We start from the raw sequence: 12,519 nt of genomic DNA, 5'->3' as shown, positions 1-12,519 counted from the left end.
TATCGGATCGGGCCGTCAGCTGCGGTGACGGCCGGCAGCGTCCGGCAACCCGCGACGCCGGGCGGGCGACCCGCCCCATATATGCATAGGCTTACCTTATATTTGTGGGCAGTGCCAGCCCTGTGGCGAAGAACCCAGGCCCGGCGCCACCACGCCCCAACGGAATGGAAATGCACATGATCAAGCGCAAAGCCCACGCGGCCACCGCAGCAATCGCCCTCACCGCCGCCGCTCTCGGCGCCTTCGGCACGGTGGCCATCGCCGCTCCCGCGACCGCAGCGCCATCTATCGTGCGAACCGCCGCACCGTCGGCCGGCGAGCTGAATTCCAAGCTCTCGCTGGTGCTGAACTCCGGGGCCGCGCGCTCTGCCCGCGCGGCCGAACTCGAGGGCGGCGAAGCCGACCTCGCGGTTGTCGAACGGGTCGGCGGCGTCATGGGCGGCGTGCCCGGCCTGACCTGGACGGTGCAGAACGCGAACGCCGCGGGCGACACCCTCAACGCCGATCTGCTGGTCACCGTCCCCGGCTACGGCACCTTCCCGCCGATCCAGATCGCCTGGCGGCAGATCGACGGCACCTGGAAGCTGACCAGCGAGTCGGTCGACACCATCGCGTACTACGCGGGCCAGCAGCGCTGATCGTCCGCGCCGCAACGACATCGGGCTCCGTGCACCGCACGGGGCCCGTTCTCGTCCATCCACCGCGCGACTTTCTACTTTACTTAGGCTAGCCTTATCCGCATGGGTAAAGGAGCCAATGGCCTCATCCTGAAGGCCTGGCGGGCGGACGACTACAGCTTCCGGGTCACCTCGACCGAGAGCATCACCGACAAATACCAGCGCATCGGCTTCACCGCCGGTGGCCTGCTGGCGGCGCACCCCGTGCACCCCACGCAGTGGATCCGGTTGTGGGTGCCCGATGCGGAGAGCGACAAGCTCTATCAGCGCGGCTACACACTGGTCGATCAGGATCCCGAGAACGACCACTTCTACATCGAATTCGCCCTGCACGGCGGGCCGGCCAGCGCGTGGGCGCTGCGGGCCGCGGTCGGCGACGAGATCGAGGCCTGCGTACTCGGCTCGGATTTCACGCTGCCGGAAAAGGCGCCGAGCGAATACCTCGTGTTCGGCGACACCGCCTCGCTGCCCGCGGTCAACTCGCTGCTCGACGCGATCGGCGACACCCCGGCCCGGGTCTGGCTGGAATGGCAGTACGAATCCGACACCACGCTGCCGGTGCGCAACAAGCCGCACCACCAGGTCACCTGGGTGCAGCGGGTCGACGACGGCAGGCTGCTGCGGGAGCAGGCGCACGAGATCTCCTGCGCGAAGGACGCTTACGGCTGGGTGGCCTGCGACGGCCACACCACGCGGTCCATCGTAAAAGCCCTCAAGACCACCCACGACCTGCCGAAAACCGCGATCAAGTCGCGCGCCTACTGGAAGTGAGCCGCCGGTCCGCCATTCGGCGGGGGTCGGTTCATCCCAGAGGATGACCCCGATCGCGACCTGCTGTCGACGCGCGCCGGCGCCCTCGTCCGCCAGGCTGTAACTCGGATTCGAACCCGCCCGCGCAGCACCTGCGTGGCCCGGCGCCGGAGCGGAGGTCAACTGGCATGACGATCCTGGACGCGGTGCTCGGGTTCGCCGCGGTCGCATTCGCGGTGACGGCGGTCGCCACCGCGCCCATCGCGCGGCGCATCGCACCCGTCGCACTGCCCCTGCTGCTCGCGGGGTGCGTGGCACAGTGGTTGATCGAGGGGTTCTATTGGCAGTTCGCGCCGACGTATCTGTTGCTCGGCGCGGCGACCGGACTCGTTGTCTGGCAGGCGAAATGGCGGGTCGGCGGGTGGACCACGGTAGCCAGGGTGGTGGTCGCGCTCCTGCTGGCACCGGCCGCGCTGGCCTGGGTGATGGTTCCGGTTCCCGATCTGCCCAGGCCGACCGGATCCTATGCCGTGGGTACCGAAATCCTCCGGCTGGTCGATCCGAACAGGCCGGAACCGGCCACGGACGCGCCGGACGATCACCGCAATGTCGTTGTGCAGGCCTGGTATCCGGCCGGCCTCGCGGCGCACGGAAGGCGGTCTGCTTACATCGACGGCCAGGATCGGCTGCCGGATAAGGTCACCGTACTGCCGAGCTTTTTGATGCGTGGATACGACCGGATCGACACGCACGCCCTGCTCGACGTGCCGGTCGCCCCCGACCGGTCGCGCTGGCCGGTGGTGCTGTTCTCCCCCGGATACGGTGCGCCGCGCGCCTTTTACACCGGGCTGATCGCGGACCTGGCCAGTCGTGGATTCATCGTGCTCGCCGTCGACCACCCGTACGAGGTTGCGGTCACCGAACTCGCCGACGGCACCATCGCGACCACGCGAGAGCGTTTTCTCGACGATGATCCGGACCAATCCCGCTATATGAGTGGGCAACTCGACGTGCGCACCGCCGATCTGCGCTTCGTGGTCGATCAGCTAGAGCGTCCGGACATCATGGGCCCCAGGCTTTCCGGACACCTCGACACCGAACATGTTGCCGCGATCGGGCATTCGTTCGGAGGCGCGGCCGCGGCTGCGGCAGTGGCGAGTGACCCGCGAATCAAAGCGGCGGCGAACATCGATGGCACGCTGTACGGCAACCTGCCGCAACAATCGTTGACGAAACCGTTCCTCCTGCTGGAAAGCGATCACGCGGAAACCGGTCACGGCACCGCGTATTTGGACGGCAATCGTTCGCTGCTCGACCGACTACAGGCAGGCGGTTTCCGCTACGAGATCGCCGAGGCCAACCACTACAGCTTCACCGACGCCCCGCGATTCCTCGCCGATCCGGCCAGGTTGCTGATGGCCGAAATGATCGGCGGCGCTAGGGGGCCGCGCGAAACCCAGCGGGCCACCAACGACATAGTGAGCGCGTTCCTGCGGGAGCCGCTCGGTGGCGGGCGTGGCGATGTCGAGGCCGCCGCCGCACACTACCGAGATATCCACGGCGGGCCGGTGCGCTAGGTCCGCTCGTGACGATCGGCGCCACGAGCAGACCCAGGCCGTCCGGTCAGACGGCGACCGGCTCCAGCCGCCACCCGGCCGCCCGGGAGCGTTCGTTCCAGAAGTCGGCGTAACGCCCACCCGCAGCCAAAAGCTCTGCGTGCGTGCCGCGTTCGACGATCCGGCCGCCATCGAGAAACAGGATCTGATCGGCGTGCGCGATCGTCGCGAGGCGATGCGCGACCACGATGACCGTCTTGTCCTTGGTGAGCTGGTGGATTCCGCGCACGACCACCGCCTCGCTGTGCGGATCGAGGGCGCTGGTCGCCTCGTCGAGCAGCACGATCGGCGCGTTCTTGAGCAACGCGCGGGCGATCGAAACACGTTGCCGCTCACCACCGGAGAGCGCGACACCGCCCTCGCCGACCGCCGCGTCCAGCCCCTCGGGCAGGCGCTGCACGATCTCGTCGACCCGGGCCGCCTGGGCCGCCTGCCAGATTTCTTCGTCGGTGGCATCGGGCTTGCCGATCCGAATATTGTCCGCCACCGAACGATTGAACAGATAGACGTTCTGGAAGACCAGCGACAACTGATCCAGCAGCGTCTCCGACGGCTGGTCCCGCACGTCGTGCTCACCGACGAGCACGCGGCCCGCGTCCACGTCGTAGAAGCGCGCGGCGAGCCGGAGCAGCGTGGTCTTGCCCGCGCCGCTCGGTCCGACGATCGCGGTGGTGGTGCCGGCGGGCACGGTGAACGTCAGGTCGGCGAGCACGGGCTCATCCGGCCGGTAGCCGAAACTCACGTCGTCGAACTCGACTGCCGGAAGTCCCGGCGAGACAGCCGTTTTCGCCTCGGGCAGCACCGGCTGCGCGAGCAATCCGCCGACCCGGTCGACGGCTCCGGCCGCCGCGCGCAATCCGTTGGCGAGCTGTGCGGCCTGATTCAGCGGCTCGATGAACCGTGAGCTGACCGCGATCAACGCCACCGCGGCCGCGGCCGAAACCGCGCCGTCGGTGAACCTGCCGACCACGACATAGGTCAGCACCAGGAACACGGCCTGCACGAACAGCGCGAACACGATCAGGCCGGGCACCGCGGTGAACACCATTCGGGTGATCGCCGAACGCTGCTGGTGCAGCGCGGAGTCGAGCGCGCGGTTACCCGCGCCGACCGCGCCGAACGCCCGCAGCACCGGCTGTGCCTGCGCGAACTCGACCACCCGCGCGTCGGCCTCGGACGCGGCGGCGTGCACCCGCTCGTCGGACCTGGTGTAGGCCCGGTTGGCCAGGCTGTTCACCACGAACAGCACGGGCGCCGCGAGCAGCATGGCCAGCGAGATCCGCCAATCGATGAACAGCATGCCCACCGCGACGCCGAGCGGAACGATCACGCTGTTGAGCACCTTGGCGAGCAGATACGCGACGGTGCCCTGGATTTCGCGCACGTTCTCCACGGCGATCCTGGACAGCTTTCCGGCACTGGCGGTTTCGAACCAGCCGAGCGGGAGCGCGTTGAGGTGATCACCGATCCTGGTCTGCAGCCGCAACTGCATACCGACCGCGATGCGCAGGCCGAGCACCGCTTGCAGGTAGCCGAAGATCGCGACGCTCGCGACCGCGGCGATCATCAGCAACGCCCAGAACCAGGCCCGGCCGAGATCGCGATCGAACAGCGCCTCCAGCACCGGAACCAGCAGCAGATAGGCGGCCGCCTGGCTCAACGCCTGCGCGGTGATCGCGGCGAACAGTTTCGGGGTCAGCGGGGCGAACTCGTCGGGGACGAGCCCGAGAACCTTGCGAATCATCGCGCCGCCTCCTTTTCGATGAGGGAGACGGCGCCGAGCGCCGCCTCGTTGATTTCCCAGAGCCGCTGGTAGGTCCCACCGGCGGTATAGAGGCTCAGATGGTCGCCCTGCTCGACAATGGTTCCGTTCTCCAGCACCAGGATTCGGTCCACGCCGGTGATGGTGTGCAGCCGGTGCGCGATCACCAGCACGGTGCGGCCGGCGACGAGCACGGCGAGCGCGTCCTGCACCGCGGCCTCGGACTCCGGGTCCGCGAACGCGGTCGCCTCGTCGAGCACCAGTACCGGGCTGTCCGCGAGCAACGCCCGGGCGATCGAAAGCCGTTGCGCCTCACCGCCGGACAGGCTGGCGTCGACGCCGATCTCGGAGTCGTAGCCGCGCGGCAGGGCCATGATCCGGTCGTGGATCTGCGCGGCCCGAGCCGCCCGCTCCAGGGCCTGGTCATCGGCGTTCTGGTCGGCCAGCCGCAGGTTCTCCCGAATCGTGCCGCGGATCAGCCGCACGTCCTGGAAGACGAATCCGACCGTGCGATAGAGCTCTTCGGTGGAATAGTCGCGAATATCGCGCCCGCCGATGGTGATTCGACCGGAGTCGACATCGTAGAAGCGCGGGACCAGCTTGCCGAGCGTCGATTTGCCCGAGCCGCTCGGCCCGACCAGCGCGGTGAGGGTACCCGGCCGCAGTTCGAGGTCGAGATCGTGTAGCACCTGATGGTCGGTGCGGTAGCCGAAGCCGACCGACTCGAACCGGACCACGCCTTGTTCTTCCGTAGCCACCGGCGAAGTGTGTGTCCCGGTGGCCAATTCGGGGGTCTGCTGCAACTCGTGCAGCCGCACCGCCGCGGCGCCGGCCGCGCGCAGCGCCTGCCCGCCGTAGCCGAGGCCGAGCAGCGAGCTGCCCAGTCCCAGGCCGACCAGCAGGAACGGCAGCACGTCGAGCGGGACAAACCAGTCGAGCCCGACCCCCGCCAGTCCGGCGAGCACGATCAGCAGCATCACGAACACCGGGGCGAGCACGACGTCGGAGGCGGACTGCAGCCGGATCATCGGCGTCTTCCACCGATCCAGACTGCGCGCCTGACCGTCCACCGCGTCCTGGAACACGCTGTGCGCCTTGCCCGCCTGGCCGAACGCGCGCACCACCTGGATGCCGTCGACGAACTCGATGGTCGCCTCCTGCACCCGATGTTCCCATCGGTTGTAGACGGCCAGCCGGTCCCGGCTGTCCTGATCCATCATCTTGCTGAGCGAGATCGCATACGCCAGTAGCGGAATCAACAGCACCAGGGTGAGTCGCCAGTCGACGGTCACCAGGTAGCCGAGGGTGACCAGCGGCACGATCACCGCGCCGACGAATTCCAGCCGCGCGTGCGCGACCAGATAGTGCAGAGCCTCGACATCGTCCTGGAGGTACTTCTTCACCTCGCTTGAGGTGCGCTCGCCGAACCAGCCGAGCGGCACCCTGGTCAGCTTGGCCGCGAGGGCGCGCCGGACGGTGAGCTGGTAGCCGGGGTCCACCAGGTGTGACCAGGTGAGCGCGACCGCCTGCAGCAGCCCGCGGACCAGCAGCACCAGCATCGCCACCCAGACCAGCCGCCAGACCCGATCGGTGTCGACCTGGTCGGCGAGCAGCTCCCGGCAGGCCTCGACGATCAGCACGAACGGCACGACGGTGCACACCGAGGCCACCGCCATGATCAGGCTCGCCAGCGTGAGGGTGTGCCGGACCGGCGCAAGGATCTCCTTGCGGGCCAGCTTCTCCTGCTGCTTGCGCGCCTTCTGCACCGCCTTGGGCGGCCGGTTCCCCGCCTCCGCCGCCGGAAGCGGCGCGACCTCCACCGTCATAAGTTGCTGCCTCTCGCCATCGTTGTGCCTCCCCCGACCGGACTCATCCTCACATAAGATCAGACCGGAATGTAGGTTAGCCTAAGTTATCCGCGACGAGCGTGGGGTGCTACCGGTTTCCGGCCGGTCGCAACCCGATCGAGCACCGGCACCTACGCGGCGTTCCACAGCACAGCCTCGGGTACGGCATTCATCCTGCCCATTCAGAAATGCCCGCGTTTATCGCCGAATCGATTGTCGCACTGTGGACTTGTTCCGGACATCTGCGAAAACGCCGCAATACCCGAGGCTTTCAGCCGCCCGTCGCGCCGGGGAATCCTCCATGAACGAACGGCCGACCAGCCCCGATAGCGCACGTACATCGCTAGCTTTTGATTCATACGGAAGTACTGCGTACGGAGTCGTGAATATGTTTGTTACACAAGTCATTTCCACAATGTCGCACTGTTCGGTCGATCCCGGCGAGCTGACGCCGAAACAGGCGCACCGCGCAATGCAGGTGCATTTGAATTGCAGCGTGGACGTGTGCCGGGTGCGCCGGCGCGCGCGCCGGACGCTGGTCGAGGCGCGGCGGATGGTGCTCGATGAGCGGGCGACGCCCTAGGCGGAATCCCCCGGGTTGTTGCGGTGTTGTCCCCCACATGACCACAACGGCATCCGACCGCTCCGCCGCGCCCGTCGTCGACCCGAGCACCGCCTTCGGCGCGAAGGTCGTCGCCCGGCTCGGCACGGAGCCGGTGATCTGGCTGACCACGGTCGGCGCCACCGGGACCCCGCAACCCAACCCGGTGTGGTTCCAGTGGCGCGACGACGAGTTCCTGCTGTTCAGCAAGCCCGATCAGGCCAAGCTGCGCAACCTGGCCCGCAACCCACGAGTGTCGCTGAACTTCAACAGCACCGAGTGGGGCGGCGAGGTGATGGTGTTCACGGGTACCGCGCGGATCGACGACGTCGCCGCGACGCCGGACGAAATCGCCACGTACACAACGAAGTACGCCGATGGCCTGCAGGACCTCGGGCTGAGCGCCGAGCAGTTCTTCGCGGAATATTCGGCCATCGTCCGAATCCGCCCGGATCGCCTGCGCGGCTTCTGAGGCTGCCCGCCCAGCAGCCCGCACGCGGCCGGCGAAATGGCCGACGACTAGGGTCGATGCCGATGAGAAGGCGGCAGCAACCGCCGTTGCCCAAGCGGCACGGCCTGGACCCGGCCCGGCTCCGGCTGCCGGAGGACGGGGACTGGGCGACGATTCGCGACCACCTGGTCGAGCGACTACCCCGGGTGGATCCGACCCGCATCGATGAACTGCTGCGCGAAGGCGGGATCGTCGATCTCGACGGTCCGATCGCGCCGGACACGCCATATGCGCCGGGTAGTGCGGTGTGGTTCCACCGGGATCTGCCGATCGAGACGCCGGTGCCGTTCGACATCACCATCGTGCATCGCGACGAGGATCTGCTGGTCGTGGACAAGCCGCACTTCCTCGCGACCATCCCGCGCGGCCAGCACATCTTGCAGACGGCGCTGGTGCGGTTGCGCCGGGAACTGGACCTGCCGGACCTGATTCCGGCGCATCGGCTGGATCGGGTGACGGCGGGGCTGGTGCTGTTCATCATCAATCCGGCGCGGCGCGGGGCGTATCAGACGATGTTCCACAAGCGCACGGTGCGTAAGGAATACGAGGCGATCGCGCCGGTCGATCCGGAGCTGACCCTGCCGCGGGTGGTGCGCAGCCGGATCGTGAAGGAGAAGCACGTGCTCGCGGCGCAGGAGGTCGAGGGCGAGCCGAACGCGGAGACCTCGATCGAGCTGCTGGAGCAGCGCGACGGGCTCGGTCGCTATCGACTGCGGCCGTTGACCGGGCGCACCCATCAGCTGCGGCTGCATATGAACGGCCTCGGCGTCCCGATTCTCGGCGACGACTTCTATCCGGTGATCACCGACAAGCCGGTCGACGATTTCACCCGTCCGCTGCAACTGCTGGCCGCGTCGCTGGAGTTCACCGATCCGATCAGTCACGAGCCGCGACGCTTCGACACCACCCGCACATTGCAGGCCTGGACGGATCCGGCGGGGTGGGCCGGCTGACGGCACTGGAGGTCAGCCGGCCCATGCGCCCGCCGCGGGGCTCAGGCCACGCCGGGCGCGGCTCCTGGAACTGAAACAGGTTCCAGTCAGAGTAGCCGGTGTGCGTCGACGCCACATCGAGACCCGTATATCCGGTGAATTCGGGTAGACGGGACACAGATGACTACTCGAGCGGCGGCCCCGGCACCCATCCGTACACTGGGCGGGATGCTCGCACAGGACCTCGACGAAACGGCTCCGCCCCGCCACAAATTGCATGCGTATGCCGATGTGGCCGTGGTTGTCGTCGTCCTCGCCGGGACGAACCTGATCGCGCACTTCACCACCGCCTGGGCCAGCATCGTGACCGTGCCCGTGGCCGCCGTGGTGCTGCTGGCGCTGATGCGCCGGCGTGGACTGCACTGGCATGAACTCGGCCTCTCGCCGCGGCAGTGGCGGCGCGGGACGATCTACGCGCTCGGCGCGGTCGGGATCGTGCTCGCCGCGGTCGCCATCGGTGCGATGCTGCCGATCACCCGGCCGTTCTTCCTGGCCGATCGCTACGCCACCATCTCTGGAGCGCTGATCGCGTCGATGATCGTGATTCCGTTGCAGACGGTGATTCCCGAGGAGCTGGCGTTTCGCGGAGTGTTGCACGGCACGCTGGATCGGGTTTATGGCGTGCGCGGAGTCTTTGCCGCCGGATCATTACTTTTCGGGCTGTGGCATATCGCCTCGTCGCTCGGCTTGACCAGTAGTAATCGCGGGCTTTCCGGGTTTGTCGGCGGCGGTGTCGCGGGTCAGATCGTCGGCATTCTGCTTGCCGTTGTCGCCACCGCGGGGGCGGGCGTTGTGTTCACCTGGTTGCGCCGGCGCAGCGGCAGCTTGCTTGCACCGATTGCGCTGCATTGGTCCGTTAATGGCGCGGGTGCGCTCGCAGCCGCCATCGTGTGGCATACGACGCTCAGCTGACTCGACCGCGGGCGTCGAAAACGTGCGCGGCGCATAGGAATTCTCGGCGTATTGCGGGCGCATTCTGAATCGACACCAACGGCGTGTTGCCCAAATCGGCGTGTCCCAAGATCACGCGAGATATTCGCACTGGTTTTCGAGCGTCGGCATTGACCTCGGCCGGTGGTCGGTTTAGCCTCAGTGCGATCACACATACGTTCGAGCAAGTAGGTCTGCTGACGATCTGCTCCGGGAAGGCTCGCGATGCGCGACGAACAATCCACCGGTAGTTCCGAGATCGCCGCGTTGGCGCAGCGGGTCGAGACGGCCCGCGGAAAATTGCCGCTGCAGCACGATGCCGCGCTGTTCGAGGTGTTATCCGAGCGCGAGATCGGGGCAGAACGCGAACTCGCCGAATGGGTTCGGGCGCAGCGGCGGATGCAGCGGCGGCGAGCGGTCGAGGAAGAACTGGCCGCCGAGAAGCGCGACCGGCGCAGCGCGGCCGCGATTCGGCGAGCCGACGAGGCGGACGAGCGGTGGCATCGGCGGGCGCTGGCGGCACGACGGCGGGTATCCAGCGAGGACGCGCGGCTGGCGCAGCTGTATCGGCGGGCCGAATGGTCGTCGCGGGCTTTGATCGCGGTGGTCGTGCTCGGCATGGTGTGGGCCGGGGTGAACGTGCAGCACAATCTGGTGCCGAGCGGTGACATGACCGACCCGCTGTACTGGTTGAGCTATGGGATCGAGGCGATGATCTCGATTCCGATCATCACCATCATGGTCGCCGCGACCACCGCCGCCCGCTGGGGGCGCGAGCTCGCGCGGGGCAAGGTGGTGTTCTTCGAGACCGCGTTGCTCGGCACCACCATCGCGTTGAACGCGGGGCCGCACCTGGCCTCGGGATCGTTCGGGCGGGCCGCGGAATACGCGATCGCGCCGGTGATGGTCGGGGTCGTGATCTGGTTGCACGCTTGGGTTTCCGCGCGGTACGCGCTGCTCATCGATGGTGCGCCGGTGGTGGATCGGGACCCGACGGTGGTCCGGCATCGGGTCAGCGATCGAGATTCGCCGGTCGGGCTCACGGTCGATGCGCCAGATGATCGGCGTTGGTTGCTCAGCGGAGTGGATCCGTATGCAGCGACGGCGGCTACCCGGTTGGCCGAGGCGAGTCCGGTGGAGAGCGTCGATGAGCCCGCGGATCGTCGACAGATCGATCACCCGGAACCGGCCATCGCGACGGCCGATGGGTATGCGGTGCGGTCGTTCTCGGCCGACACTGTGCACTCGGCCGATGCATCCAACGGCAATGCTCCTCAGTCATCGACCAACGGGCACGCGGTGCAGGCGATTCCGGTCGGCAATTTGCCCGAACCGGATGTTGCGACCGAGCAGCCGACACACCAGTCGACCAACGGCCATGTCGCGGTGCCGTTCTCGGCGATCAATGGCCATCCGCTGCCGGCCGAACTGCACGACCCGCGTTCAGCCGCACCGGTCCACAACGGTCGGTCGACCAACGGCTTTGCGGTACAGCCAGACTCGCCGACATACCAGGACGCCGCACCCGAATCGAACACCATCGAGTCGTCTGCGCAGTCCGCGCGTACCAACGGCAACACATCGCCGACCAACGGTCATGCCTTCACGAACGGCCATGCAGTCACCAACGGCCATGCGGTCACCAACGGGCACGCAGTCACCAACAGCCACGCGGCCACGAACGGGCACGCAGTCAACAACGGTCATCCGGTAACCAACGGCCACACGAACACCAACGGCCACCTGGTCACGAACGGCCACGCGAACGCCAACAGCCATTCAGTTACGAGTGACCGCCCGGTCACGAACGACGACGCGGTCACGAATGGTCAGCCGGCCACGAGCGGCGACGAAGTGACGAACGGCCGTCCGATGACGAACAGCGATTCGGTCACCGACACCATCCGGCCCGCACCGAATGGCAAGCCGGTCAACGGGATCCGCCGCACCACACCAACCAACGACAACACTCCACAACCCAACGGCCACCCGGTCGCGGACGATGATGCGGTCACGAACGGCCATTCAGTCACGAACGGCCATGCGGTCACCGACACCACCCCGTCCGCACCGACGAACGGCAAGCCGGTCAACGGGAACAACCGCATCACTCCATCCACCGGCGACATCACGCAACCCAACGGCCATGCGGTCGACAGCGGCCGTGGCACATCGACCAATGGTCACGCCGTGTCCAACGGCCATGCCATGCAGCTCTTCCCGGTGAACGACATCCCGCGTGAGCCTGCCGATCCTCGTCCCGCTACACCGGCACCCGATACGACCGCCGACGCCCATCGCGGCGACGAGCCAGAAGAGCCTCATCCTGGTGACCCCATACGTAAGGCCGACGCAACCATCGCCGACACTGTCGCCCAAGCGATCTCGGGTGAGACTGTCTCCCGCCCCGCCCCCAGCCGCCGGAAGCCGGCCACCCCGGACGTCGAGATCGAACAACTCGCATTCGAAGCGACTCCCGAGCCGTCTCGTTCCGCTGCACGCACCGAGCCGCCCAGTCCCCCCGTGCGCACCGAGCCCGCCACCATCGTCGCCCGTGTTCCTGCCGAGCTGCCGGTGGAACCGGATTTCCTGGACGACGAGGACGAGATCGATGAGGACGACGAAATCACCGCTCTCGCACACGAGATCGCGCGGCGCGGAATGTCGAACCTGTCCGTCGAGCAGCTCACTCAGATCTTCCGCCTCGCCGACGAATCCTGGCTGACGCCGGGCATCGCCAACGAGGTAGGCGTCTCCCGCGCCGCCGTGGCCCGCGCGGTCGAGGCGGGGATCAAGGTGCGCCGCCCCTACGCGATCAGCGGCTGACGACTCA

Annotated in this window: 10 protein-coding genes; 8 read left to right on the top strand and 2 right to left on the bottom strand. The window is 67.4% G+C overall.

Going from position 1 to position 12,519, the window contains the following annotated elements; all coding sequences use genetic code 11:
* Window positions 1-176 precede the first annotated feature (176 nt).
* The 3 genes from F3087_RS22855 (at window position 177) to F3087_RS22845 (ending at window position 3,004) form a co-directional block, all read left to right on the top strand.
* Window positions 177-638: a hypothetical protein gene (locus F3087_RS22855; protein WP_150404074.1), complete on the top strand. Its 462-nt coding sequence runs from the start codon at window positions 177-179 to the stop codon at window positions 636-638.
* 102 nt (window positions 639-740) lie between these two features.
* Complete coding sequence (locus tag F3087_RS22850) at window positions 741-1,448, top strand: siderophore-interacting protein (protein ID WP_150404073.1); 708 nt, start codon at window positions 741-743, stop codon at window positions 1,446-1,448.
* 167 nt (window positions 1,449-1,615) lie between these two features.
* Window positions 1,616-3,004 (top strand): alpha/beta hydrolase family protein, encoded by a 1,389-nt coding sequence (locus F3087_RS22845; RefSeq protein WP_150404072.1) that lies wholly within the window; start codon window positions 1,616-1,618, stop codon window positions 3,002-3,004.
* A gap of 46 nt (window positions 3,005-3,050) precedes the next feature.
* Here the strand turns inward: F3087_RS22845 and F3087_RS22840 are convergent, their stop codons facing one another.
* Window positions 3,051-4,787: an ABC transporter ATP-binding protein gene (locus F3087_RS22840; protein WP_150404071.1), complete on the bottom strand. Its 1,737-nt coding sequence runs from the start codon at window positions 4,785-4,787 to the stop codon at window positions 3,051-3,053.
* Window positions 4,784-6,631 carry an ABC transporter ATP-binding protein gene (locus tag F3087_RS22835; RefSeq protein WP_150404070.1) on the bottom strand — a complete coding sequence of 616 codons (1,848 nt, stop codon included), beginning with the start codon at window positions 6,629-6,631 and terminating at the stop codon, window positions 4,784-4,786. Before F3087_RS22835 ends, F3087_RS22840 begins: the two co-directional genes overlap by 4 nt.
* A 436-nt stretch (window positions 6,632-7,067) precedes the next feature.
* Between F3087_RS22835 and F3087_RS46030 the strand changes: the two genes are divergently transcribed.
* The 5 genes from F3087_RS46030 to F3087_RS22815 all read left to right on the top strand — a co-directional run bounded on the left by F3087_RS46030 (window position 7,068) and on the right by F3087_RS22815 (window position 12,512).
* A complete protein-coding gene (locus F3087_RS46030) occupies window positions 7,068-7,235 on the top strand; it encodes a hypothetical protein (RefSeq protein WP_191094099.1) in 168 nt (55 codons plus the stop codon).
* A gap of 37 nt (window positions 7,236-7,272) precedes the next feature.
* Window positions 7,273-7,725 carry a TIGR03667 family PPOX class F420-dependent oxidoreductase gene (locus tag F3087_RS22830; protein WP_150404069.1) on the top strand — a complete coding sequence of 151 codons (453 nt, stop codon included), beginning with the start codon at window positions 7,273-7,275 and terminating at the stop codon, window positions 7,723-7,725.
* A 62-nt stretch (window positions 7,726-7,787) separates the two neighbouring features.
* Entirely contained in the window at window positions 7,788-8,717 is a 930-nt protein-coding gene (locus F3087_RS22825; RefSeq protein ID WP_150404068.1) for an RluA family pseudouridine synthase, read from the top strand.
* A 207-nt stretch (window positions 8,718-8,924) separates the two neighbouring features.
* Window positions 8,925-9,668: a CPBP family intramembrane glutamic endopeptidase gene (locus tag F3087_RS22820; RefSeq protein ID WP_150404067.1), complete on the top strand. Its 744-nt coding sequence runs from the start codon at window positions 8,925-8,927 to the stop codon at window positions 9,666-9,668.
* 243 nt (window positions 9,669-9,911) lie between these two features.
* A complete protein-coding gene (locus F3087_RS22815) occupies window positions 9,912-12,512 on the top strand; it encodes a hypothetical protein (protein ID WP_150404066.1) in 2,601 nt (866 codons plus the stop codon).
* Window positions 12,513-12,519: the final 7 nt, after the last annotated feature.

This window comes from Nocardia colli (assembly GCF_008704205.1).
Taxonomy (GTDB): Bacteria; Actinomycetota; Actinomycetes; order Mycobacteriales; family Mycobacteriaceae; genus Nocardia; species Nocardia colli.
This window is presented reverse-complemented; position numbering and strand designations above follow the sequence as displayed.